Source organism: Burkholderia sp. HI2761 (assembly GCF_002223355.1).
Lineage (GTDB): Bacteria > Pseudomonadota > Gammaproteobacteria > Burkholderiales > Burkholderiaceae > Burkholderia.
This window is the reverse complement of record NZ_NKFN01000007.1, coordinates 799687-822768: the sequence shown is the minus strand read 5'-3', so window position 1 is coordinate 822768 and position 23082 is coordinate 799687. Positions and strand designations below refer to the sequence as shown.

Sequence of the window (23082 nt, the reverse complement as noted above, 5' to 3'; positions counted from 1 at the left end):
ATCAACCATTCGGGATAGCGTTAAACGAGGCAGCCACGACACGCCTTGAGCTGTGATTCGAGCTCGATGGCTCGCAGGAGACACAAGCTGTGCCATGGCCGCCAACCGGTAAGGCAGCCCGCCTCACGGCGGGCCACAACTGAAGTTTGAAGCAAATCGAAGATATAAGGAGACGACCGTGGCCCAATCCGCGTCACGCACCCATGCCAACCCGCCGGAGCGGCCGTCCGCCCACACCGGCGCCTCGTCCGAATCCGCCGCCCGCGCAACCGTGGCCGCGGCCCCCGCCACGCCGCCGAGCCGCAAGCGGCTGCTGATCCTCGCGCTGCTGTTCGTCACCGTCGTGATCAACTATCTCGATCGCAGCAACCTGTCGATCGCGGCGCCCGAGCTGTTCAAGGAACTGAACATCGATCCGGTCCGCGCGGGCCTCGTGTTCTCCGCGTTCGGCTGGACCTATGCGCTGATGCAGATTCCGGGCGGCTGGCTCGTCGACAAGGTGTCGCCGCGCGTGCTGTATGCGGGTGCGCTCGCATTGTGGTCGGCCGCGACGCTGCTGCTCGGTTTCGCCGGCTCGTTCGTCGGGCTGATCGTGCTGCGCCTCGCGGTCGGCGCGCTCGAGGCGCCGGCCTACCCGATCAACAACCGCGTGGTGACGACGTGGTTCCCGACCCGCGAGCGCGCCAGCGCGATCGGCGGCTACACGTCGGGCCAGTTCGTCGGCCTCGCGTTCCTCACGCCGGTGCTCGCGTGGCTACAGGTGCATCTCGGCTGGCACATGGTGTTCGTCGCGACCGGTCTCGCCGGCATCGCATGGGCCGCGATCTGGTATGCGGTGTATCGCGAGCCGCGCGCGTTTCGCGGCGTCAATGCGGCTGAAATCGCGCTGATCCGCGACGGCGGCGGTCTCGTCGATCTCGAGGACCGCGTCGCGGCGCGCAGCGAACGCGCACCGTCGACGTGGCGCGACCTCGGCGTCGTGCTCGGCCGGCGCAAGCTGTGGGGCATCTACCTCGGCCAGTTCGCGTTGAACTCGACGCTGTGGTTCTTTCTCACGTGGTTCCCGACCTACCTCGTCAAGTATCGCGGGATGGACTTCATCAAGTCGGGCTTCCTCGCGTCGCTGCCGTTCCTCGCCGCGTTCGTCGGCGTGCTGTGCTCGGGCGTGCTGTCGGACTGGCTGATGCGGCGCGGCGCGTCGCAAGGCTTCGCGCGCAAGCTGCCGATCATCTCGGGGCTGCTGATCTCGACCTGCATCATCGGCGCGAACTACGTGAGCTCCACCGGCTGGGTGATCGCGTTCATGACGATCGCGTTCTTCGGCAACGGCTTCGCATCGATCACGTGGTCGCTCGTGTCGGGGCTCGCGCCCGCGCGGCTGATCGGCCTCACGGGCGGCGTATTCAACCTGATCGGCAACCTGTCCGCGATCGCGACGCCGATCGTGATCGGGCTGCTCGTCGACGGCGCGGACTTCTCGCGCGCGATCACCTACATCGCCGCGATGGCGCTCGCGGGCAGCCTGTCGTACGGGCTGCTCGTCGGCAAGGTGGAGCGCATCGACGCATGAACGCACAAGGGCGGCACGTTTGCGCCGCCCTGCTCGATCGCTGCTCCCTTGCGGTGTCACGACCGCCGCAACGCGTCACGCGGGAGGTCGTGAGGATGGCCGGCCGCGCAATCGGGCGCACATGTATCGGTATCGATTCCGACGGTGCGCAGATCGGCCGCCAGTCGCTTTCGTCTCTCCCAATGTCGAGCGTCTTGAATTCGCCCATGCGTGCGCGTGGCGGCAGGATGTCCGTGATCACGGTAGTCATCGGAATCGTTTGCCGTTCGATTGAAAAAGGCCCAGACGCGGCGACTCGTCTACACTGCCCCGGTATGCCCTCTTCGGAATGACACGCGACGTTTTACGGGGCGAACGGATCGGCGGGACGCCTGCCGGTATTTCCCCCTGATGACGTCACTCGCGGCAAGCGCTAGAATCCAACCGCTTCAAGGGGCCTGCTCCCGCTGACGATGGACTTGCGGTCGGCCGCTCCGATGGCCGGCCCCGCCCATGCTTTTTCGTATCGGCGGAACGCGCGTGATGGGCGAAACAGCCCCTTGGTAACCGCATGCTGCTCAACGTGACCTCCTTGCACCGCGACAACGATCGCTTCAACGTATCGTTCAAGGCATTGGGCGAGCTGATCGAGACGGTCGGCACGCCGCACTTCGTGCCGCGCCTCACGCAACTGCTGAACCATATCGTGCCGCTCGACGTCGCGCACGTCGAACGTTCGCGCGTCGACGGCACGATGCCCACCGGCTACCGTTGCGAATGGATCGGCAGCAGCGGCATCGGCGCCGCATCCGCCGAAATCTCCGACGTGATGACGCTCTACTACGAGCGCTTTCTCGGCAGCGACCCGCTGTTCGCGGGGCTGCGCGGCAAGACGGGCACGATGCTGGTGGTGCGCGACATCGCGGCGATCCCGCCCGGCGAATTCCGCCAGCGGCTGTTCGACGACGTGCATATCGGGCATGAATGCGTGCTCGCGCGGGGCACGCGCTATTCGCAGCATTCGATCGCACTGGAGCGCGGCCGCGGCCGGCCACCGTTCACGCTCGCCGAGATGAACCGCTTCCGCGACATCAGCGACATGCTGTTTCCGCTGCTCGAACTGCATGCGTCGACCACCGCCGCGCGGCGCATCGCGCACGCGACGCCCGACGTCCATCCGCTCGCGCAATTCGATGCGCGGCTCGCGGCCGACGGCGTGAAGCTGTCGAAGCGCGAATACGAAACCTGCAAGCACCTGCTCTCCGGCAAGACCGTGCCGGAAACCGCCGGAATTCTCGGCGTACGCGTGGCATCGGCCGAGTCGTACGTGAAGCGCGCATTCGCGAAGCTCGGCGTGCGCACGAAGCGCGAACTCGCCGCGTGGGGCTCGGCCGCGACGCCATTCCCTTCCGCCGGATCGCACGACGGCGCGCTGCGGCCCGGTCAGCCCGCCGTCTCCGGCTGACCTGACCGCGCGGCCGCCTTCGGCTGCGCCGCGTCGATGCCGCGGCGCCACTCGCATCGAGACCCGCCGATGCAAACGTTGCGACTTCAGAATCTTCGCGCGGCCGTTCTCCTCTACCATCGGCCGATCGCTTTCCCTCGGAAAATGAAGACAGCCCTTTTTTGCTTTATCGATATATACCGTAGAATATATCGATACCTGCACACCCGGAGAAACGACATGACCCGCACGCCGACGGATCTCGCCCCGCTGCGCGCCGCACGGGAACAGCCGCTTGCGCGCAAGATCAGTGCGCTCAAGCCGTTGTCGAGCGACGCGCGTGCGCAGCAGGTCACGGATGTCGTCGACGCATTTCGGCGCCTGCGCGGCAGCGTCGTGCGCTTTATCCGGATGTTCTCGGCCGCGCGCAACGCAACCGCGCCTGAGGATGCGCTGTCCGCGATGGGTTTTCGCGAGTTGCTGTCGACGCTCGAAGCTGACGCACGCGCCGCACGCTTCACGCACCTGCCCGATCTCGAACGGGCGATCGGACACGCGCACCGTCTTGAACGCACGCGCGACGACGTGTTCTCCGATTCATTCAGCAACGACCCGGCCGCGATGCGTGACGCGGTCGCCGCGCTGGAGCACGTCGACGTGCTGTTCGTCGGGCTGTGCGTCGAGTCCGTGATGGAACACCACGCGCCGGCGTCGCTCCCCGTTTCACCCGCAGCGCCGCTGCCGGCCCCGGCCGCACTGCCGCGCACCGACCGTTCAACCGTGCTCTGCTGAGCGCGCCGCCGTGCCTTTCTCCGCGATTTTCCCGGAATTTCCCTCGTTATATTCCGTGGTATATTTCGCAAATCTTTCGCGCATCCGTCTCCGGTCCGACCGCGCCGGATAGAGGTCAACATGCACGCTCCGCCCTTTCGCCTTGCCCGCATGGCGGACCTCCCGTCGTCCGCCGGCCATCCGTCCGCGGGAACCGGCGCGCGGATCGACGCATGCTGCGCGCCGTCCCGTGCGCAACAGGCTGAGCTGAGGCGCCGCACGCGCCTGTTCGAACTCGATTCGCATCTGCACTGCTCGATCATCGGCACCTGCCTGACCACACACGAACTGCGCAAGCTCGTGCCGAAATTCACCGATCTCGACCGCCAGCGCGCGACCGACCTGGAAATCCACCACGCGGCCGTCGAGCTCGCGATCGAAGGCGCGGCCGGCGGCAAGGCGCTGCACAAGGCGCTCGATGAGCGCTATGCAGGCGCGATACGCGCGTTCGACAGCGCGAAGGATGCGGACGAACTCCTCGCGCGCTGGAAGGAAGCCCTCAAGAACGGCGACATTCCGCCCGCGTACTGGGCGCTGATGACGCATCCGCGCACGACGATGAGCGTGCGCCAGGCCGCGTTCGGCGATCTGCACATGCTGTCGCACCTGGTCGGCGCGGCCAATCGCGCCGATAACCGGCGGCTGGTCGCGCTGGAGGAAGAGAATGCCGCGCTGCACGCGAAGATCGAAAGGCAGCAGGCGCGCCTGCACGAGATGAGCACGCAGCGCGACGCGGCGCAGCAGGAACTGGATGCGATCCACGCGCGCCGGAACGCCCAGCCGCTGGCCGACGACGCCGTGTTGCGCGACGAAGTGCGTGAATTGCGCGAAGCGCTGGCCGCGCGCGACGAACGGCTCGCGCTGCACACGAGCCGCCGCGAGGCGGCTGAGCAGCGGATTGCCGCGGAACAGGCAAGCGCCCGCGCGATGCGCGCGCGGTTCGACGACCTGATGGCGATGGTGAAAACGCTGCGCGCCGAAGCGAGCGCGCTCGAACAGGCGGTGCTGGCGTCGACGGACGATCCGGCCGAACCGGCCATGGACACGCCGTCGATCCTTCAGCGCAAGCGCATCGTCTATGTCGGCGGGCGGCCCGGTTCGAACCGCGCGATCCGGCGGATCGTCGAGGCGTCCGGCGGCGACGTGACGATGCACGACGGCGGCATCGAGGATCGCAAGGGCCTGCTGGCCGCCGCGCTACCGGGCGCGCACCTGGTCGTGTTCCCGGTCGACTGCATCGACCACGATTCGATGAACCTGCTCAAGCGCATCTGCGAGCGCCACCGGATCGCGTACTACCCCCTGCGGACCGCCAGTGTCGCCAGCTTCGTCGAACTGATTGGGCGGCTCGATGCGCAAGCGCGTGACGCCATGTCGCCGGATGCATCCACGGGCGGCACGCCGCGCTTCTGCCTGCGGCACGGGTAGGCGGGACCCGACCGAACGCATCCTTCAGCGGCGCACCATCTTCGTGAGCGCGGCGATCTCGTCCGCGCAGGCCGCGTACGCGCGCGCCTCGATCCCGCGATAGAGGCGAATGATCTCCTCGCCGACCGGCGTGAGCACGCTGCCGCCCCCGCTCTGCCCGCCATGCTCTGAAATCGTGGCGGGCGATTTCAGCGAGCGGTTCAACTCGTCCATCAGCAGCCACGCGCGCCGGTACGACATCTTCAGGCTGCGCGCCGCCGCCGAAATCGAGCCGTGCTCGCGCACGGCCTCGAGCAGCGCGACCTTGCCCGGGCCGAGCGCGATCGTGTCGGCTTGCTGGATGCGCATCCTGAACCGCACCTCTGGCTTGGGGTGTGCCGAAGTCTTCATGTTGTCCCGCCGTTTAAACGATGCGGGCAAGCATACACGATGGCCGACGCGGCAAACGCCGCCGGCATGCGCGCCGGCTCAGACCTCGAGCACGCGCGCGACGATGCCGGCCAGCCGCTTCACGTGACGTGGCGCGGGCAGCAAGTCGGCGCCGGAGAACAGCAGTGGCGCGCCGTCGTCGATCGACAGCGGCGCATCGCCGCATTCGAACGCGACGACCACGTGCTCGCCGACCGGCGTATTGAACAGCTCGTGCCATGAAAACGTGACCGCATAACCGTCGTGCGCATGCGCGATGAACACCGTGCGCTTGAAGTCGCCCGGCTCGTCGTTGCGCAGGCCGGCCGCATCGAGCAGGTCCTTCAGCCGCGCGCCGCGATACGGCGCGACCGAGCGGATGAAGCGGTTCGTCGTGAAGCAGCGCAGGTCGAACGGTTCGGCCGTTGCGCTCGCGTGCCGGCGCAGATCGTCGAGCGTCACCGTCATCGGCCGCACGAATGCGCCCGTCAGCGCGATCGAGCCCGCCGCCGTCTGATGCGCCGAAGGCGCCGCCGTCCCTGCCATCTCCATCGCCCGCCTCCGTCACGGCCCGCCGGACGGCGCGCCTTCGATGTATCGGCGGATATATTACGCCAGGAAAAAGCCGGTGGGCGGAATGCGCGTCGCATGGAGGGCATAACGGCAGCCGATCGTGCCCCGCGCCTTCCGGCGCTATGACAGCACGATATTCTTGATGACCTTCCTGATGCTTTTGAAGCCGCTAACCGATTCCGCCTTCTGGTCCGTCACCAGTGTGCCGACCCGCGCCGGCTCGCAGAAGCTGATCCGGCTGTTCGTGCCCAGTTTGCTGAAATCGGCCAGGATCGCCACGTCCGCCGCGTTGCTCACCATCGCGCGCGCCACTTCGGTTTCCATCCGGTCGTAGTTCGTCGCGCCCCTGACGTGATCGACGCCGACCGGCGACAGCAACGCGAGGTCGGCACGATAGCGGAAGATTTCGGCGACCGTGCCGTCGCCGACCGTCGCGGCCGCGCGGCTGCCGATCATCCCGCCGAGCAGGATCGTTTCGTTCTTCGCCTGCCCCGGGTCGCTCGAACGCATCTTCAGCGCGACATCGATCGAGTTCGTGACGATCGTGAGGCCCGACAGTTTCGACAACTCCTCGGCCAGCAGCGTGGTGGTCGTGCCTGCATCGATGAACAGCGTCTGCGAGCCCGTGACCAGCCTGGCCGCCGCGCGGGCGATCGCCAGCTTCGCCTTGACGTGCGTCTGCGCGCGCTCGGCGATCGGCGCTTCGTCGCCCACCTGCACCGCGCCGCCGTGCACGCGCTTCAGTTCCCCCAGCGCCTCGAGATCGACGAGATCGCGGCGCACGGTTTCCCGCGACACGTTCAGGTCGGCCATGATCCGGTCGGTGGAGACGCGCTGCATCTTCGATAACAGAAGCCGGATCCTCTGATATCGCTCTTCTTGCCACATGAAATGTCCTCGGAGTGAACGTCAATGTTATTCGAACGGCGATCTATGCTGCGCTCTCCTCCATCTTTTTGATGCCGACGAGGGTCTGCAGGGATTGACGGACGGCCTGGAACTCGGCGTTCGTCATCCGTGAAAAAACCACGTGGATGCGGTCGTCGTGCGGCTCGGCGTCATCCTGTTCGATGATGAACTGGACGATGCGCGCCTGATCGATGCCGGGCATCGCCTGCAGCGACGTCAGCTTCACGGCGCCGCGGCTCGCGAGGATGCGCACGCCCCAACGCTGCCGCGCGGCGAAGAAGCGTTTCTCGATCGGCTTCAGGCCGGCCAGGATCGCCAGCACGATCGCCGTCGCGGCGATCGCGGCCACGTACATGCCGCCGCCGACGGCCAGCCCGACCGCCGCCACGACCCACAGGCTCGCCGCGGTCGTCAGGCCGCGGATGATCTCGCCGCGCAGCATGATCGACCCGGCGCCGAGAAAGCCGATGCCCGACACGACCTGCGCGGCGACCCGCGACGGGTCCAGCGATACGTTCTTCGCGTCCTGGATATCGGCGAAGCCGAACGCCGAGACGACCATCACGAGCGCGGCGCCCACCGCCACCAGCATGTGCGTGCGCAAGCCGGCCGCCCACGACAGCCGCTCGCGTTCTATACCGACGATGCTGCCGAGCAATGCCGCCAGCAGCAGGCGGGCAATGATTTCCAGCTGACTGATCATTCGAAATCTCCCTGCTTTGCCTATCCACTTGATGAAGTACGGCCCGTGCGGACCGCCGCCCGACTTTTCCTGCCTTCGCCCACTTGCCGTCGCATCCAAGACCGGCAAGTTGTATTTTTGTGCGATCTTGCGATTTTGTGCTTTCTAATATACTGTACGAAAATCAACATGGCTAGACCGAAGTTCGTTTGTTTCATCCGATCAATACGATCGATCGTCGGATCCATCAGGCAATCCGATCCGGAACTCTTGCTTAGGAGACCAACATGATGAAAAAGGCATGGATGCTGGCCGCAACGCTGCTGGCAACGCTTGCGACGGCCCCCGTTCACGCATCCGGCGGCGACGTCTGCAAGAAGGTGACGCTCGGCGATGTCGGCTGGAGCGACATCGCGGCCACCACCGGCGTCGCGATGATGCTGCTGGACGGCCTCGGCTACGAGGCCAGCAAGACGATCGCATCGCCGCCGATCGTGCTGGCCGGCGTGAAGAAGGCGCAGATCGACGCGTTCCTCGGCTACTGGGATCCGAGCATGACGCCGACGGTGAAGCCGTTCGTGGACGCCGGCGCCGTGCACCAGCTGCCGCAACCCAACCTGATCGGGGCGCGCTACACGCTGGCCGTGCCGCAATACGCATCCGACAAGGGCCTCAAGAGTTTTGCCGACATCGCCAAATTCCGCGACCAGCTCGACGGCAAGATCTACGGGATCGGCGCAGGCAACAATGGCAACGCGCTGATCCAGCGAATGATCGACAAGAACGAATTCGGGCTCGGCGGCTTCAAGCTGGTCGAATCGAGCGAGGCCGGGATGCTCGTCCAGGTCACGCGCGCCGTGCAGGAGCACCGGATGATCGTGTTCCTCGCGTGGGAGCCGCACCCGATGAACCTCAACTACAAGATTTCGTATCTCGACGGCGGCGACAGCGTGTTCGGCCCGAACTACGGATCGGCGAAAGTTTACACGCTCGTCACGCCCGGCTATCTCGAACGCTGCCCGAACGTCGGCCGGCTGCTGACCAACCTGAAATTCACGACCGACGAGGAGAACCAGCTGATGGTGCCGATCATGAATCACGCGGATCCGGTCGCGGTCGCGAAGGAATGGGCGAAGAAGAACCCCGGCGTGCTGTCGAAGTGGCTCGACGGCGTCACGACCATCGACGGGAAAAACGCCAGGGACGCGATCGAGAAACTCATCGGCGCGTAAGCACGCAATACCAGGAACCCCACATGCACAAGAATCTCGCGCTGTTCGACCTCGACCACACGCTGTTGCCGCTCGACAGCGACCAGGCGTGGAGCCGCTTCATTACCCGGGTCGGCTGGCAGGAAGGCGACGAGCATGCGGCGCTGATTGACGAGCACTACGGCCATTACGCGGCCGGCACGCTCGACATGGACGCGTATCTCGCGGTGACGCTGGCGCCGCTCACGCGTTATCCGCGTGCGCAGCTCGAGCGCTGGCATGCGCAGTTCATGGACGAAGTGATCCGGCCGGCGATCACGCCGCAGGCGCGTGCGCTGGTCGACCGGCATCGCGAGAACGGCGATCTCTGCTGCATCGTCACGGCGACCAACGTCTTCGTGACCGGGCCGATCGCGGCCGAATTCGGGATCGAGCATCTGCTCGGCATCGAACTCGATACCGACGACGGCACGCCCGGCGGGCAATTCACCGGGCGCAGCATCGGCGTGCCGAGTTTCCGCGAAGGGAAGATCGTGCGCACGACCGCATGGCTGGATTCGCTCGGCTACGCGCCGTCTGATTTCGAACGGACCTACTTCTACAGCGATTCGATCAACGACGTGCCGCTGCTGGACTACGTCACGCATCCGGTCGCCACCAATCCCGACGCGCGGCTTTCGCACGTTGCCGGCACGCGCGGGTGGCCTGTCATGAAGTTGTTCTGATTCGGACGATATTCTCTGCTGTCCATTTCATATCTGGAGGGGTAATGAAATTCGGAGCACACAGCACCAGTCTCGATCAATCAGTAGTCCGATTCGAAATGGATCGGAAGCATGTCGTATCGCCTCGCCAGTCGGAAAGCCGCTTTCCGCACTGGCGCGGCATTTTCATGATCGCGCTCCTGTGCACGCTGGCCGGCTGCGGCGACGGCGAATCGAGTGCGGCGGGCAACGTATCCGCCGCCCGCGCATCGGCACCAGGTTCGGCATCCGCGCCGGTCCTGCACTGCGCGAGCGCGTGCCACTGAGCGACGCAGGCCCCACGGCCGGGTAGCGGGAAACGGGCGACAGCCCGCGCACCGCACGGCGAACGGCCGCATCCGGCGAGTCCGACCGGCAATTCACGACAAAGAGCGATCATGCAAAACAAATCCACGACACGACGCCAGTTCCTGGCCGACGCGCTGAAACTCGCGGGTGCCACCGCGGTCACCGGCATGCTGCCCGAGAGCATCCTGCGCGCGCAGTCGATTCCGGCGGCGACCGTCACCGGCACCCTTCAGGACGTCAAGCACGTCGTCATCCTGATGCAGGAAAACCGGTCGTTCGACCACTATCTCGGCACGCTGCGCGGCGCGCGCGGCTTCGGCGATCCGCGGCCGGTCGTGATTTCGAGCGGCTATCCGGTGTGGCGCCAGCCCTGGATGCTGTCCTACGTGTTCCCGTTCAACCCGACCCCGCCCGCCGGCGCGGCGAACGGCGACACCTATTACGGCGATCTCGATCACAGCTGGAGCGGCACGCACAGTGCCTGGAACAACGGCCGCTATGACAACTGGGTCGCGGCGAAGACCACCGGCACGATGTACTACTTCACGCAGAACGACATTCCGTTCTACTACGCGCTGGCGAGCGCATTCACCGTGTGCGACGGCTACCACTGCTCGATGCTCGGCCCGACCGACCCGAACCGCCTGTATCTGTGGACCGGATGCTGCGGCAACGTCGCCGGCTATTCGCCGTACACGACGAACACGATGACCGGCACCGGGTGGACCACCATGCCGGAACGATTGAACGCGGCCGGCGTCACGTGGAAGTTCTACCAGGACAAGGGCAACGGGCTGGATTCCAGCCACGGCTACGGCGAGTACAACGGCTCCAGCAAGGATCTGTGGTGGAACGGCAACTACGGCGACAACGTCATCCTGAACTTCAAGCAGTACCAGAACCTCGGCGCAAACGATCCGCTCGCGCCGGCGCTCAACGGCACGCAGATCGATCCAGCCGGGGGCGGCAAGGAATACGACACGAATCTCTTCAGCCAGTTACAGGCCGACGTCGCGAACGACACGCTGCCGCAGGTGTCCTGGATCGCCGCGCCTTACGCATATTGCGAACATCCGTCGTGGGCCGCGAGCGGCGGCGAATGGTACGTGAGCAACGTCCTCAACGCGCTGACGTCGAATCCGAAGGTGTGGGCCAGCACGGTGCTGCTCGTGATGTATGACGAGAACGACGGCCTGTTCGATCACGTGCCGCCGGCCGTCCCGTCAAGCGCCTACGCCGGCACCGGCCAGTCGACCGTATCGACGGCGGCGGAATTCGTCGCCAGCGGCGGTGGCGCATCGGACGGATCGGCCAGCGGCGACGTGCCGATCGGACTCGGCCCGCGCGTGCCGATGTTCGTGATCTCGCCATGGTCGAAGGGCGGCAAGGTCAATTCGCAGGTCTTCGATCACACGTCGGTGATCCGCTTTCTGGAAGCGCGCTTCGGGCTGCAGGAAACCAACATCACGCCATGGCGGCGCGCGGTATGCGGCGATCTCACGTCGGCATTCGATTTCGCGAATCCCGACCAGACGATTCCGGCGATCCCGGGGCCCGCCAGCAACATGGACCCGAACGGCTCGACGGTCCTGATCCCCTACCCCACCACTACCGCGGTGCCGGCCCAGACAGCCGGCCGCAACGGCGCATGCCGGCTGCCGTACGAGTTCTTCGTCCAGGGCAAGGTCAACCGGTCCGGCAAGACGCTCGCGCTGACGATGACCAACACCGGCGCGGCCGGCGTGCATCTGCAGGCGTGGGTCGACGGTACCAGCACGATCCCGCGTCAATACACGATCGGTGCCGGCACGAGTGCGTGCGCTGCCCTGTCGGATGCGCTCGCACTGAATTCGGGCGGCGGCTACGACTACTCGATCTACGGCCCGAACGGGTTCCTGCAAACGTTCCGCGGCAACATCGGCGCGTCGGGAAACACGGGATCGAGAGCCGAAGTCAGCCTCTGCTACGACGTGCAGAACGGCAACGTGCAGATCACGCTCGACAACTCCGCCGGTTCGAGCGCGACGACGTTCCAGCTCGTCGACAACGCGTACGGAATGAACACGGCGCAGTCCGTCAGCGTGCCCGCCGGTGCGACCCAGGCCGTCACGTGGTATGGGGATGCCGGCTGGTACGACGCGAGCATACGCGACGCGAACGACCCGAATTTCCTGCGCCGCGTGGCCGGCTGCGTGCAAGCGCAATCCGGCGCGTTGCTGACGGATTCGGCCATCGGCAATACGAACGGGAAATTCGTCGCGACGCTGGCGTCGCAGGGGGCGTCGTACGGCACGCTGCGATTCGACTACCTCGTGCCGCCGTGGCGCCACAGCCCGAAGAACTGGGTTGGCATCTATGCGCGCGGCGCGCAGCCGACCAAGGGCAACTACAAGTCGTGGGCGTACCTGCCCAAAAGCACCGGCTCGCTGCTGTTCTCGTCCACTGCGAACAGCACGCTGGCGTCGGGCCAGTACGACGCGTGGTATCTGTTCGACGACGGCTACACGCCGCTCGCGGGTCCCGTCGCGATCAGCATCTGAGCGCGCGGCGGTACCGCCATTGTCCAAGGCCCCCGGCCGGCGCGCGTTCATGGCGCGCGTCGCCGGGCGCCGCGCTTACACGAGCAGGTCTTCGTAAAACGCGCCGAACGGCCGCGTCGGGTGGGCGATCTGGACTTCAAGGATCCACAGGCCGGCGGCCGGCGCGGCATCGAAATCGCCGAGATTGCCGGTCTTGTAGATGGCGCGAACAAACCCGTTGCCCGGAAAACGCGCTCAAAGCACCTTGACCATGAACACGCGCGCGGCGCCTTCCGGCTCGCACGGCACTTCGCCGAACGTCTCGTAACCGTGCTTCCGATAGAAATCCGGCGCCTGGAACGAGATCGTGTACAGCACCGCACGTGCACAACCGCGCCGCTTCGCTTCCGCTTCGGCCTCGCGCAGCAGCCGGCTGCCGAAGCCGCCGCCGCGCAGCGACTCGGGCAGGTAGAACAGGTCGATGAAGAACAGGCCGAGCGACGTTCGGCCGGCGAGGCCGCCCAATACCTCGCCGGTCGCGCGGTCGGTCACGTAGACGTCGAGCGCGGCCTCATCGGTGCGCCCCGCCATCGCATGGTTGAATTCGCCGAGCTTGCGGCTGATGAAGTCTCGGGCGGCCGGCTGGCCGGTGTCGGTCAATCGAAGAGTGACGTCGGGATCGGGTGTCATCGGGCGAACGCGTGCGTGAATAGGCCGCCGGGCGTGCAGCACCCGCTGCGGGCGTCGCACGACTATAGCGCGCCGCCCGCTTTGCATGCGCTCAGGCCATCGCGAACGCCGCCTTCATATCGGCCATCCTGCATCGCACGCTCGCGATCATCATCCGGTTCACGACGATCACGTCGATCGTCACGGCCGTGATGAACAGCGTCGCCAGTGCGGTCATCTCAGGGTTCAGCCAGCCCCAGCCGCACGCGCGAGAATGCCACCAGCGGCAGCGTCGTCGACCCCGGCCCGGACAGGAACGCCGACAGTACCCGATCGTCGATCGACAGCCGACGATCGGGTGCTGTCGCGGACGATCACCGTCGCGAACGGGCGACCGCCCTCTTCCACGTTCTTCGTCGCGAGATCGATCGTGCGTCTCACGAAATCCATGACCGTGTCCTCGTTGCAACCGCATAGCGGGACCGTGCGCCGACCGGCGCACGTCGGGCGCAACCGTGCGGCGTTGCTGTAGCCGCGCCGCAGCGGCGTCAGAACGGCTTCGTCGGCAAGTACTTGCCGTCGAGCGTGATCACCGCACGCGAACCGCCTTCGGGATCGTCGATCTTCTTCACGTCGAGCCGGAAATTGATTGCGCTGATGATGCCGTCGCCGAACTTCTCGTGGACAAGCGCCTTCAGTGTCGTGCCGTATACCTGCAGCATTTCGTAGAAACGGTAGATGGTCGGGTCGGTCGGCACGCGATCGTCGATGCTGCCGCGCAGCGGGATCGTCTGCAGCAGCAACACCGCGTCGTCGTCAAGGCCGAGCTTGTCGGCGACGACGCGCGCCGCGTCGGCCGGCAGCGCATGCTGGCCGAGCAGCGCGGCCGTGACGAACGCTTCGCTCAGGCCGGTGCCTTCGGTGAGCTGCGCGAACGACAGGTTCTTGCGCGCCTTCGCGAGAACGATGGTCTCCGCAAGCGCGTGGCGCGCCGTCTGACTGTACTGGGACTGGATCATGGCAATACCCCGTGAGCAGGTAGAAAAGGTTCAGGCCGCGACGGGAATCGTCGCGGGCGTGGCGCGGACGCCGGGATGGTCCGCGAGCGCTACGAACCGGCCGGTCGCGCCGTCATGGGCGTCGATGCAGCCCGATTCGATGTCGTACACCCAGCCATGCAGCGCAAGGCGCCCCTCTTCGAGCGCGAGCCGCACGGCAGGGTGCGTCTTCAGGTTCGCGAGTTGCGCGACGACGTTCTCGCGCACCACCGAGTCGATCCGCTCGCGTTCGCTGCGATGCGTGCGCGCCTCGTTGACGACACGCGCCGAATCGGCATAACGCAGCCAGTGGCCGACGGCCGGCATGTGGTCCATGCACTGGCACGTCGCGATCGCGGTCATCGCGCCGCAATCGGAATGCCCGCAGATCACGACGTCAGTCACGCGTAGCGCGGCGACCGCATATTCGACCGACGCCGACACGCCGCCCGGCTCCGGGCCGTACGACGGCACGATGTTGCCGGCGTTGCGGATCACGAACAGGTCGCCCGGCTCGCGCTGCGTGACGAGCTCGGGCACGAGCCGGCTGTCCGAGCACGAGATGAACAGCGCCCGCGGGTTCTGGCTGCGCGCGAGATCGCGGAACAGCGCGGCGCGCGCCGGATACGCGTCGCGCTGGAACTTCAGAAAGCCTTCAATGATGTCCTTCATCGCGTGTTCTCCGGTGCAGGTGGATTCGATGAAGGGCAGGTTACGCCCGGCTTCCGATAACGTAAAAGACCGATTTATGATTTACCGGATAAGCACGACTTATAGGAACCGCCATGCTGCTGCGTCACATCAACTACTTCCTCGCCATCGCCGAACACCGCAGCTTCACGCGCGCGGCCGCCGCGCTGCACGTGTCGCAACCCGCGCTGTCGCAGCAGATCCGCCAGCTCGAGGACACGCTCGGCGCACAACTGTTCGACCGCACCGGGCGCGTCACGCGGCTGACGGATGCCGGCGACGTGTATTTCCGCTATGCGCGGCAAGCGCTGCACGATCTCGCGGAAGGCCGGCGCGCCATTCACGACGTGCAGGATCTCAGCCGCGGCTCGCTGCGGATCGCGGTCACGCCGACCTTCACGAGCTATCTCGTCGGGCCGCTCGTCGAAGCGTTCCACGGCCGCTATCCGAACGTGTCGCTGTCGGTACGCGAGATGTCGCAGGAGCGTATCGAAGCGCTGCTCGTCGACGACGAGCTCGATGTCGGCATTGCATTCGGCGAGGTGCGGACGACGGATATCGACGCACAAACGCTGCTGGTCGAAACGCTCGCGCTCGTCGTGAATCGCGGGCACGCGCTCGGCGGCAAACGCAAGGCCGGCCTGCGCGCCCTGCACGACGCGCCGCTCGTGCTGCTGACCGCCGAGTTCGCGACGCGCACGCAGATCGACCGTTACTTCCGCGAGCATGACGTGCGGCCGCGCGTGCTGATGGAGGCGAATTCGCTGGGTGCAGTGATCGAGATCGTGCGCCGCACGCACCTCGCGACGCTACTGCCCGCGACGGTCGCGACCGGGCACGACGATCTCGTCGCCGTCGCGCTCGATCCGGCCGTGCTGCGGCGCACGGCCGTGTTGCTGCAGCGCAAGGGCGCGTACCGGAGCGCGGCCGCGCGCGCGTTCGTCGAGCTGGCGCTCGCGCAGGGGGCAAGACCGGCCAGACGCACGCGATGACAAGGGCTGCCGGATGGCGCACGCATGGCCATCGACGGCCGTCGGGCCGGCCTGAAGTGGCGAATCTGGCACCATTTTTGACCGGCGCCGCGCCGCCGTAATCCCCTGATTTATCCTGTAAAATCGCGGATCGAGAGAATTTGTACGATAAAACCGGCGGTCGAATCGCCTACCTGCTCATCGTTCTCGATTCAAGAGGGCCACGACGATGAATTCCCGAGAACTGGTTCGCGCGATCAGCGGCGGCCTGTTTGAGCAAGCTCGCCTGCTCAAGCTCGATACGCCGCTGGGCCAGAATGTCCTGCTGCCCCAGACGGTTCACGGCGTATCGCGGCTGGGCCGCGATTTCACGTTGACGGTCGACGCAGTCTCCACGCGCGACACCATCGAACTGAAGAAGCTGATCGCGCAGCCTGTCACGCTGTGGATCGAACAGCAAGGCGACACCTATCTGCCGTGGCACGGCTACGTGCAGACCGCGCGCCGGCTCGGCTTCGACGGCGGCATCACCGCGTACCAGATCCGGTTCATGTCGTGGCTCGGCTTCCTCCGGTACCGCCGCGACCAGCGCATCTGGCAGGACCGCACCGCCGACGCAATCCTGACTGACGTTTTCAACCAGCATCCGCAAGCCGGCGGCATGTTCCGGTTCGCGCTCTCCGCACCGCTGCCGAACCGCTCGTTCTGCATGCAATTCGAGGATGACTGGAATTTCGTCCATCGCCTGCTCGAGGACGAAGGCCTGTTCGGCTATTTCGAGCAGGCCAGCGACGGTTCGCACCACACGCTGGTGATCACCGATTCGCTCCGTGCACTGCCCGCCGCCGCGCCGGCCCGCGTGCCGTTCCAGCGCGCGGCCTGGGGCGACGAAACGCAGGCGCTCGTCCAGTGGTCGGGCACGCGCACCTTGCAGAGCAGCCACTACACGACGCGCACGTTCGACTACAAGTCGCCCGGCACCGCGCTCAATCCGAAGAGCACCGATGTTCCGACCCGGCCGGATCAGGGCGACCTGCCGAACCAGACCGAAGTCTATACGTACACGGGCGCCTATACGTATGGTGCGCAGGGCGACGGCAATCGCCAGTCGACCATCCGGATGGAAGAATGGGAATCGCGCGCGAAGCGATTCCACGGTATCGGCGGCATGCGCGGCATCGACGCTGGCCGGGTATTCGAGCTGACCGACCATGCGGCCCATCCGCCGGCCGAACAGGACGGCAACCGGTTCGCCGTCATCGAGACGGTCTGGTGGATCAGGAACAACATTCCGGTTGCGCCGTCGCATTTTCCGCATGGCCTGGCCGCGCAGTTCGACGCGATGAAGGCGCAACTCGGCGACGCGGCCCGCACGATGACCGTGCGCCACGCCGACGGCAGCGAGGGTTTCTATCTCGTCGAGATCGAGGCGCAGCGCCAGGCGGTGCCGTTCCGCAGCCCGTTCGAACATCCGAAGCCCGAGATGCATCTACAGACCGCGACCGTCGCGGGGCCGAAGGGCGAGGAAGTGCATACCGACGAACTTAACCGGATCAAGGTCCGGTTCCACTGGGATCGTCTAAACGAAGGCAACGAGCGCGCATCGTGCTGGCTGCGCGTCGCGTCGTCGGACACCGGCGGCGGGTACGGCAGCGTGCATGTGCCGCGCATCGGCGAGGAAGTGGTGGTCGACTGGATGTCCGGCGACTGCGACCGGCCGATCGTCACGGCCCGGCTCTACAACGGTGCGACCAAACCGCAGTGGCATACGGACGGCATCCTGTCCGGCTTCCGCTCGAAGGAATACGCGGGCGGCGGATACAACCAGCTCGTGATGGACGACGCGACCGGACAAAACCGCTCGCAGCTCTACAGCAGCACGGCGAACAGCCTGCTGCATGTCGGTTATCTGATCGAACAGTCCGGCAACACACGCGGCGCGTACGTCGGCAGCGGTTTCGACCTGCGGACCGATGCATACGGCGCCGTGCGCGCGAACCAGGGCCTGTACGTCACCACGCATCCGAAGACCGTGTCGAGCCAGCCGCTCGACGTGCGTGAGACGCAGCAACAGCTCGTCGGCGCCGAGAGCCTGCTCGAATCGCTGTCTGACGTGAGCGAGACGCATCAGGCCGACACGCTGAAACCCGGTCGCGACGCGCTGAAGACGTTCACCGACGCGACACAGCAGAGCGTGCCAGGCGCGGCATCGGGCGGACGCACGGCCGGCGGCGGCACGGGCAACGCGAACGCGTTCACGCAGCCGGTGATGCTGTTCGGCAGCCCGGCCGGCATCGGGATGGCGAGCCAGCAATCGCTGCAGATGGTCGCCGACCGGCATGTCAACGTCGTCAGTGGCCAGAACACTCACATCGCGGCCGGGAAATCGCTGGTCGCGAGCGTGATCTCGTCGGTCAGCCTGTTCGCGCAGAACGCCGGAATGAAGCTGTTCGCCGGCAAGGGCAAGATCGAGATCCGTGCGCACGACGACAACGTCGAGCTCACCGCGCAGAAGACCGTCAAGATCCTCGCCGCGACCGAACAGATCGACGTCGCATCGAAGCAGCCGATCCTGTTGACGTCCGGCGGCGCGTACATCCGCATCGGCAACGGCAACATCGAGATCCATGCGCCCGGCAAGGTGGATTTCAAGGGCGGCGACCACAGCTTCTCGGGCCCGGCCAGTACCAACTACCCGCTGCCGCGCCTGCCTGAAGGCGTGTGTTCGGAATGCCGGCGCAGCGCCGCGAAAATGAAGTCCGCGTTGACGCCCCGCACATGAAATCCGCCGCCTCCATGAAGCCGTTTCACGATCTGACGCGCGCGCTGCCGCTGCCGGCGCAATGGCCACGCACAACCGCCGCGCAGCGGCTCGACGACCTGCGCGACTGGCATCGCACGCGGCAGGCCGCGGAGACGCGCCCGCTGCGCCTGCTGGCGCTTCTCGACGGCGCGCTGGACGAGACCGTGCTCGACGCAGCGCGCTGGCGCGGCATTGCATGGCAGTCGCTGTATCCGGCCACGATGCTCGAGGCGTCGCGGCCCGAAATCGGCCCGTTCCTGCTCGACCTGACGGCGGACGACGATGCGTCGCGTGCAATGATGCTCGACCTGCTGAATGCCGGCGGCGATTCGGATCTCGTCGTCTGGCTCGCGACGGGCCATGCGTTGCCCGAACTCGCCGCATATCTGCATCCGCTGGCCGAGGCGACGTTGCCTGATACGCGCCAGGCATTGTTGCGCTACTACGATCCGTCGATGTCGAAAACCTCGTGCCGATTCTGACGCCTGCACAGCGGCGCGAACTGCTGACGGCATTCGTCGAATTGCGTTACCGGTTCGATCCGTGGGAGAGCGTGGTCGGCGAGGAGGAGGGACCGTTGCCTGCCGTGGCGGCAATACCGATCGTGTTCACGGATACGCAGTACGAAGCGCTGGCGCGCGAGGGATTCGCGGAGACGCTCTATTTCCAGTTGCACGACGAATTCCTGCCGCCAATGTCGGCTGTGCCGGGCCGGTGGGGTATTCGCTATGTGAAGGATCTGGTCGTGCGGGCGCGGGAGCGGTACGGGCTCGCGAACGAGAACGATCTCGCCTATTTCGTGCTGGTCGGGATGAACGTGCATCCGGCGTTCGATGCGCATCCGGAGATTGCCGGGAAGATCGCGGCACGCGGGGACGATCCACCGCCGTTGTCGGAAACGCTCGCGGATGTCGACGCGGATGTGTGGGCGGAACTGCTGGATGTGCATCCGCTGGCGGGTTATGCAACCGAGCGGCAGCAAGCGATGACGGCGGCGGTTGATGTGCAACCCGAAGCCGGTTGAGTGGCGGGAGATGGGGATGTTGAACGGAATGCGTCGTGCGGTTCGTCAGGTGGTTGCGATAGGTATCGCGATCGCTGGCGGCTTGTGGGGTGTACAGGTACACGCGGAGAGCGATGGGCCGTATCGCGTCATCGGATACAACTTCACGGATCGCAGTATCTACAGTTTCACTATCGACGGGTTTGGGGCGGGTAACGTACGCGCACACAAACCTGGCGGAGGCGGTGGGACTGTGTGCTGCATGGAAGTCCCTCGCGAAAAAAAGACCTGGCATATCAAGCTCCAGTACGAGTTGACCCAAGAGCAATACAAGAACAACCTGCCTAACGACGTTTTCGAAACGGACATCGTCATTCCCCCACTTCCCGACAAGCATGGTGGATATATCGAGTTTTACTTCCTCCCGGAACGCAAGATCGATGCTCGATGGGCGATATCCCCGACAGATCCGCGCAATCCGAATACAACGAGCAACGCATCGTCCACGACGAACTGAATGACAGGAACATCGACATGCTGAATTTTCTTCGCCGCCTCATTCGCAACCCGATCGTCGTCGCGGTGTTGCTGCTCGGCGGGGCGTGGTGGGTACATGCACAGACCGGAGGATACGGACCGTATCGGGTCATTAGTTACAACCATACGGATCGGAGCATCTACAGCTTTCAGATCGACGATTTCGGCGCAGGAGGTTCATATGCGCACGAATCCCAAGGTGGCGGTGGCATCGTGTGTTGCATGGAAGTCCCCACCGGAAAAAAAACCTGGCATATCAAGATCATCTATGACGTGACCAAGGAGCAAGCTCAGAAGAATGTGCCGAACGAAGTTTACGAAACCGACATTCCCGTTCCGCCTCTGCCGAACAAGCGTGGCGGGTATATCGCGTTTCATTTTCTGCCCGATCGGAAGATTGAAGCACAGTGGGTCGAACGTCGAATCAAGGCACACATACCGAACGCAAACTAAGATAGCGAGCGCAGCATGTCGAACGAAGCCAGTCCCGCCCAAAGCGCAAACGCGAGCCAATCTGGTTCCCCCTCCGCGGCCTCTCGTGCGTCGCGCGCAGCGAGCGTCAGCGCGCAACTTCCACCCGAACCGCCAAGCCCTTGCTTTCGCTGTCATCAGGAAATCTACCAATCCTTCTTCTTTGATGGATTTGCGCAGGGGCTAAAGGATCTTGATCACCCGTCGAATATCCTTCGGCTGTTCAATGCACACGAAGAGACGAACGATGAGCGCGGCATCTACAAGATGTACTACGACGGGATGGGCCGCGATCTTGCCATCCAGACGGTCGGCACCGACAAGAAGGTGGCAAGCGATATCGCGTCGACTGCCGAGAAGATGGCTAAGGACAAGCTTCTGAAAGGACCTGCCAATGCCGTCGCAGGCGATATCCGCCAACGAGCAATGAATGACGCTGGCGACAAAGGGCTGCTGACCCGAGCCAGATCCGCGATTCTCGAAGGTACCGCTGCCGCAGGCACTACAGCGAAAAACAATATAAAAGACTCGTTTTCTCTGAAAAAAACTGGGTCCCGAACTTATCTCGTCGGGTGTAAGCATTGCCGCGGACTCTTATCAGCCTGTTCGCGACAGCGAGTTCGGTGCGGGATATATGGGAACAGGCTTCGACATTCGTGTAAAGCAGGCGGTTGCCGACTTCAAGCAAAACGTACTGGACGCGCGTGACTCTGATCCTCGCAAAATTCTGCGGATCCGTGTAGCGATGTTCGGCTACGATCGCGGCGGCATCATTGCCCGAAAATTTGCTAACGAACTGATCGGAAAAGTGTGCAAGCAAACGAACGGCCAAGTGACGTACGATGGAATTCCCGTTGAATTTGACTTCATGGGCCTCTTCGATTGCGTGTCGACGTCTTTTGCAGATTCGGTTTTTACCAAGGTAGTCTCCCCCGTGCTTGGCGTCATTCCAGGCGAAGGGAAAGCCGTCAGCTTCAGCATCAAAGGGTTGAGCATGTTCATTGGCTTGGCCAAACAATCGCTCGGTGAGTACGACATCCAGAAGGAATTCAAGTCGATCGTTCATCACGTCGCAGCGACAGAACTGCGCTTCTACAAGAATCTCGATTCACCGAGAAAGTCGTCCGATCATGCAAACCTGCTTGAAATCGTCTATCCCGGTAGTCAATCCGACGTAGGTGGAGGGTTTCGCGAGGGGGAAGATAACAAGTCTGCCGAGTTGGCTCGTGTGTCGGCACGCAACATGCTCGATCGCGCTTGGGCAGCCGGCGTACCGTTTCTCCCGCTTTCGCAAATGCGCGACAAACGCCCTACCGCGGCAAAGGAATTCGATTTCCAGAAAACCGTCAACGTCAACGGCAAGAATCTCACGGTCAATGACCTCTTCGCCGCCTACACCGCGATGCTGCCGAAATCGGGTGGTCCGCTCGAAAAGCATTTCCTCGAGCACCAGAAGCTCTTCGTTTCATGGGCGCGCCATGTCCGCGATCGCACTGCTCACTCAAGCACCGGCAGCAACCTGTTCATCAACACCGTGGATGCTGACGTCTACAACTCGATCTTCACGAGTGGTGGAGGTTTACCGAACTACGAAGGCCGCGACTGGTACTACAAGAGCCAGGAACCAAACTCCAAAGTCCCGCAGTTCACCTTCGGCGAACGCCGGACAGTCGACGACATTTCGGACAAGACCGTGCGCGCATTGGCCACCGCATGGGTGCACCCGCCGAAACTGTCGCCGGAAGTGATCGCGTTCTTCGACAACTTCGTTCACAACACGATTACGCGGCTTAACAACGTCGCGCTCGGCGACGGCGTATTCATGCAACTTCGTGAAATCGAGGAGAAAGGCTGGATGGCGCGCCAGACCGACACCGCGAAGGACTACGTGAAGAAAGTCCTCGGCAACGTGTCGAAGAACATCAAGGATGCGCAGGACGAATACGTCAGGCAGGTCACGTCCGGCCAGATTCCTCACGGCGCGTCGATGGGCGATCTCTCCGGCGACTAAGCAGTACACACTGCTCCAATCAGCAAGCCCGCCCGGCCGCATACGCAGCCGGGCGGCACACACTGCCAACCCCGCGTCAGTTGTACCCGAGAATCGCCACCGCCGCGACATCCGGCCGATCGAGCGTACCGCCGACAAGCGACGTCGTCGGCTCCTGCAGCACGGCCTGATACGAGGTCACGCGCGCCTCTTCCGGCACACCGGCATCATTCGACACCGGTTCGTCGAATGCATCGATACCACTGAAAAAAACCGGTTGTTTCTGCGAAAAAGTCATCTCCACT

At 64.6% G+C, this 23082-nt stretch carries 24 protein-coding genes and 1 pseudogene; 16 read left to right on the top strand and 9 right to left on the bottom strand.

The window, feature by feature from the left end; translation table 11 throughout:
* The first annotated feature begins 178 nt into the window (after window positions 1-178).
* The 4 genes from CFB46_RS21250 to CFB46_RS21235 all read left to right on the top strand — a co-directional run bounded on the left by CFB46_RS21250 (window position 179) and on the right by CFB46_RS21235 (window position 5252).
* Entirely contained in the window at window positions 179-1570 is a 1392-nt protein-coding gene (locus CFB46_RS21250; protein ID WP_089501163.1) for an MFS transporter, read from the top strand.
* Between the two features lie 550 nt (window positions 1571-2120).
* Window positions 2121-3014: a helix-turn-helix transcriptional regulator gene (locus tag CFB46_RS21245; RefSeq protein ID WP_089501162.1), complete on the top strand. Its 894-nt coding sequence runs from the start codon at window positions 2121-2123 to the stop codon at window positions 3012-3014.
* 69 nt (window positions 3015-3083) lie between these two features.
* A complete protein-coding gene (locus CFB46_RS21240) occupies window positions 3084-3785 on the top strand; it encodes a hypothetical protein (RefSeq protein WP_227789702.1) in 702 nt (233 codons plus the stop codon).
* A 120-nt stretch (window positions 3786-3905) separates the two neighbouring features.
* Entirely contained in the window at window positions 3906-5252 is a 1347-nt protein-coding gene (locus CFB46_RS21235; RefSeq protein WP_089501160.1) for a DUF2325 domain-containing protein, read from the top strand.
* Between the two features lie 24 nt (window positions 5253-5276).
* Here CFB46_RS21235 and CFB46_RS21230 read toward each other — a convergent pair whose 3' ends face one another.
* The 4 genes from CFB46_RS21230 to CFB46_RS21215 form a co-directional block, all read right to left on the bottom strand.
* A complete protein-coding gene (locus CFB46_RS21230) occupies window positions 5277-5600 on the bottom strand; it encodes a winged helix-turn-helix domain-containing protein (RefSeq protein ID WP_089501159.1) in 324 nt (107 codons plus the stop codon).
* 120 nt (window positions 5601-5720) lie between these two features.
* On the bottom strand, window positions 5721-6212 hold the full coding sequence (locus tag CFB46_RS21225; protein ID WP_089501158.1) for a molybdopterin-dependent oxidoreductase: 492 nt from the start codon (window positions 6210-6212) through the stop codon (window positions 5721-5723).
* Between the two features lie 141 nt (window positions 6213-6353).
* Entirely contained in the window at window positions 6354-7121 is a 768-nt protein-coding gene (locus CFB46_RS21220) for a DeoR/GlpR family DNA-binding transcription regulator (protein WP_089501157.1), read from the bottom strand.
* A 43-nt stretch (window positions 7122-7164) separates the two neighbouring features.
* Window positions 7165-7845 (bottom strand): MgtC/SapB family protein, encoded by a 681-nt coding sequence (locus CFB46_RS21215; RefSeq protein WP_089501156.1) that lies wholly within the window; start codon window positions 7843-7845, stop codon window positions 7165-7167.
* A gap of 266 nt (window positions 7846-8111) precedes the next feature.
* On the opposite strand from CFB46_RS21215, the gene CFB46_RS21210 reads away from it, so the two are divergent.
* The 4 genes from CFB46_RS21210 (at window position 8112) to CFB46_RS21195 (ending at window position 12627) form a co-directional block, all read left to right on the top strand.
* The gene (locus CFB46_RS21210) at window positions 8112-9056 is read left to right on the top strand and encodes a choline ABC transporter substrate-binding protein (protein ID WP_089501155.1); all 945 of its coding nucleotides are present in this window, start codon (window positions 8112-8114) and stop codon (window positions 9054-9056) included.
* Window positions 9057-9079: 23 nt separating this feature from the next.
* Window positions 9080-9760 (top strand): HAD family hydrolase, encoded by a 681-nt coding sequence (locus CFB46_RS21205; RefSeq protein ID WP_089501154.1) that lies wholly within the window; start codon window positions 9080-9082, stop codon window positions 9758-9760.
* A gap of 98 nt (window positions 9761-9858) precedes the next feature.
* Window positions 9859-10065 carry a hypothetical protein gene (locus CFB46_RS21200; RefSeq protein WP_227789700.1) on the top strand — a complete coding sequence of 69 codons (207 nt, stop codon included), beginning with the start codon at window positions 9859-9861 and terminating at the stop codon, window positions 10063-10065.
* Window positions 10066-10176: 111 nt separating this feature from the next.
* Window positions 10177-12627, top strand: a complete 2451-nt coding sequence (locus CFB46_RS21195; RefSeq protein WP_089501152.1) for a phosphocholine-specific phospholipase C — start codon at window positions 10177-10179, stop codon at window positions 12625-12627.
* Between the two features lie 234 nt (window positions 12628-12861).
* Here the strand turns inward: CFB46_RS21195 and CFB46_RS21185 are convergent, their stop codons facing one another.
* From CFB46_RS21185 to CFB46_RS21165, 4 genes and pseudogenes are all read right to left on the bottom strand, one after another.
* Window positions 12862-13296: a GNAT family N-acetyltransferase gene (locus tag CFB46_RS21185; RefSeq protein ID WP_027782174.1), complete on the bottom strand. Its 435-nt coding sequence runs from the start codon at window positions 13294-13296 to the stop codon at window positions 12862-12864.
* 91 nt (window positions 13297-13387) lie between these two features.
* Window positions 13388-13622, bottom strand: a pseudogene (locus CFB46_RS21180) (putrescine ABC transporter permease PotI); the annotation flags it as partial.
* A gap of 201 nt (window positions 13623-13823) precedes the next feature.
* On the bottom strand, window positions 13824-14294 hold the full coding sequence (gene cynS, locus CFB46_RS21170) for a cyanase (RefSeq protein WP_089501151.1): 471 nt from the start codon (window positions 14292-14294) through the stop codon (window positions 13824-13826).
* A 30-nt stretch (window positions 14295-14324) separates the two neighbouring features.
* Complete coding sequence (locus CFB46_RS21165; protein ID WP_089501150.1) at window positions 14325-14984, bottom strand: carbonic anhydrase; 660 nt, start codon at window positions 14982-14984, stop codon at window positions 14325-14327.
* 113 nt (window positions 14985-15097) lie between these two features.
* Here CFB46_RS21165 and cynR point away from each other — a divergent pair, with 113 nt between their 5' ends.
* The 8 genes from cynR (at window position 15098) to CFB46_RS21130 (ending at window position 22798) form a co-directional block, all read left to right on the top strand.
* On the top strand, window positions 15098-15994 hold the full coding sequence (cynR, locus tag CFB46_RS21160; protein ID WP_089501149.1) for a transcriptional regulator CynR: 897 nt from the start codon (window positions 15098-15100) through the stop codon (window positions 15992-15994).
* Between the two features lie 208 nt (window positions 15995-16202).
* A complete protein-coding gene (locus CFB46_RS21155) occupies window positions 16203-18755 on the top strand; it encodes a type VI secretion system Vgr family protein (protein WP_089501148.1) in 2553 nt (850 codons plus the stop codon).
* Window positions 18756-18769: 14 nt separating this feature from the next.
* A complete protein-coding gene (locus CFB46_RS36530) occupies window positions 18770-19258 on the top strand; it encodes a DUF4123 domain-containing protein (protein WP_227789699.1) in 489 nt (162 codons plus the stop codon).
* Window positions 19246-19800: a hypothetical protein gene (locus CFB46_RS36525; protein WP_227789698.1), complete on the top strand. Its 555-nt coding sequence runs from the start codon at window positions 19246-19248 to the stop codon at window positions 19798-19800. Before CFB46_RS36530 ends, CFB46_RS36525 begins: the two co-directional genes overlap by 13 nt.
* 10 nt (window positions 19801-19810) lie before the next feature.
* On the top strand, window positions 19811-20296 hold the full coding sequence (locus tag CFB46_RS21145) for a DUF3304 domain-containing protein (RefSeq protein ID WP_089502288.1): 486 nt from the start codon (window positions 19811-19813) through the stop codon (window positions 20294-20296).
* 17 nt (window positions 20297-20313) lie between these two features.
* Window positions 20314-20769 carry a DUF3304 domain-containing protein gene (locus CFB46_RS21140; RefSeq protein ID WP_089501147.1) on the top strand — a complete coding sequence of 152 codons (456 nt, stop codon included), beginning with the start codon at window positions 20314-20316 and terminating at the stop codon, window positions 20767-20769.
* Between the two features lie 15 nt (window positions 20770-20784).
* The gene (locus tag CFB46_RS35980; RefSeq protein WP_179235095.1) at window positions 20785-21495 is read left to right on the top strand and encodes a hypothetical protein; all 711 of its coding nucleotides are present in this window, start codon (window positions 20785-20787) and stop codon (window positions 21493-21495) included.
* Window positions 21422-22798, top strand: a complete 1377-nt coding sequence (locus CFB46_RS21130; RefSeq protein ID WP_089501145.1) for a phospholipase effector Tle1 domain-containing protein — start codon at window positions 21422-21424, stop codon at window positions 22796-22798. Before CFB46_RS35980 ends, CFB46_RS21130 begins: the two co-directional genes overlap by 74 nt.
* A gap of 76 nt (window positions 22799-22874) precedes the next feature.
* Here the strand turns inward: CFB46_RS21130 and CFB46_RS21125 are convergent, their stop codons facing one another.
* Entirely contained in the window at window positions 22875-23075 is a 201-nt protein-coding gene (locus CFB46_RS21125) for a hypothetical protein (RefSeq protein ID WP_089501144.1), read from the bottom strand.
* Window positions 23076-23082 lie beyond the last annotated feature (7 nt).

Excerpts from the sequence above, each read along its gene's own strand:
- CFB46_RS21205 (WP_089501154.1), top strand. The coding sequence starts at position 9,080 with ATGCACAAGAATCTCGCGCTGTTCGACCTCGACCACACGCTGTTGCCG.
- CFB46_RS21235 (WP_089501160.1), top strand. The coding sequence starts at position 3,906 with ATGCACGCTCCGCCCTTTCGCCTTGCCCGCATGGCGGACCTCCCGTCG.
- CFB46_RS21140 (WP_089501147.1), top strand. The coding sequence starts at position 20,314 with ATGCTGAATTTTCTTCGCCGCCTCATTCGCAACCCGATCGTCGTCGCG.
- CFB46_RS21215 (WP_089501156.1), bottom strand. The coding sequence starts at position 7,845 with ATGATCAGTCAGCTGGAAATCATTGCCCGCCTGCTGCTGGCGGCATTG.
- CFB46_RS21220 (WP_089501157.1), bottom strand. The coding sequence starts at position 7,121 with ATGTGGCAAGAAGAGCGATATCAGAGGATCCGGCTTCTGTTATCGAAG.
- CFB46_RS21130 (WP_089501145.1), top strand. The coding sequence starts at position 21,422 with ATGGGAACAGGCTTCGACATTCGTGTAAAGCAGGCGGTTGCCGACTTC.
- CFB46_RS21210 (WP_089501155.1), top strand. The coding sequence starts at position 8,112 with ATGATGAAAAAGGCATGGATGCTGGCCGCAACGCTGCTGGCAACGCTT.
- CFB46_RS35980 (WP_179235095.1), top strand. The coding sequence starts at position 20,785 with ATGTCGAACGAAGCCAGTCCCGCCCAAAGCGCAAACGCGAGCCAATCT.
- CFB46_RS21125 (WP_089501144.1), bottom strand. The coding sequence starts at position 23,075 with ATGACTTTTTCGCAGAAACAACCGGTTTTTTTCAGTGGTATCGATGCA.
- CFB46_RS21145 (WP_089502288.1), top strand. The coding sequence starts at position 19,811 with ATGGGGATGTTGAACGGAATGCGTCGTGCGGTTCGTCAGGTGGTTGCG.
- CFB46_RS21240 (WP_227789702.1), top strand. The coding sequence starts at position 3,084 with ATGCAAACGTTGCGACTTCAGAATCTTCGCGCGGCCGTTCTCCTCTAC.
- CFB46_RS21245 (WP_089501162.1), top strand. The coding sequence starts at position 2,121 with ATGCTGCTCAACGTGACCTCCTTGCACCGCGACAACGATCGCTTCAAC.
- CFB46_RS21225 (WP_089501158.1), bottom strand. The coding sequence starts at position 6,212 with ATGGAGATGGCAGGGACGGCGGCGCCTTCGGCGCATCAGACGGCGGCG.
- CFB46_RS21155 (WP_089501148.1), top strand. The coding sequence starts at position 16,203 with ATGAATTCCCGAGAACTGGTTCGCGCGATCAGCGGCGGCCTGTTTGAG.
- CFB46_RS21165 (WP_089501150.1), bottom strand. The coding sequence starts at position 14,984 with ATGAAGGACATCATTGAAGGCTTTCTGAAGTTCCAGCGCGACGCGTAT.
- CFB46_RS21185 (WP_027782174.1), bottom strand. The coding sequence starts at position 13,296 with ATGACACCCGATCCCGACGTCACTCTTCGATTGACCGACACCGGCCAG.
- cynR (WP_089501149.1), top strand. The coding sequence starts at position 15,098 with ATGCTGCTGCGTCACATCAACTACTTCCTCGCCATCGCCGAACACCGC.
- CFB46_RS36530 (WP_227789699.1), top strand. The coding sequence starts at position 18,770 with ATGAAGCCGTTTCACGATCTGACGCGCGCGCTGCCGCTGCCGGCGCAA.
- cynS (WP_089501151.1), bottom strand. The coding sequence starts at position 14,294 with ATGATCCAGTCCCAGTACAGTCAGACGGCGCGCCACGCGCTTGCGGAG.
- CFB46_RS21230 (WP_089501159.1), bottom strand. The coding sequence starts at position 5,600 with ATGCGCATCCAGCAAGCCGACACGATCGCGCTCGGCCCGGGCAAGGTC.
- CFB46_RS21200 (WP_227789700.1), top strand. The coding sequence starts at position 9,859 with ATGGATCGGAAGCATGTCGTATCGCCTCGCCAGTCGGAAAGCCGCTTT.
- CFB46_RS21195 (WP_089501152.1), top strand. The coding sequence starts at position 10,177 with ATGCAAAACAAATCCACGACACGACGCCAGTTCCTGGCCGACGCGCTG.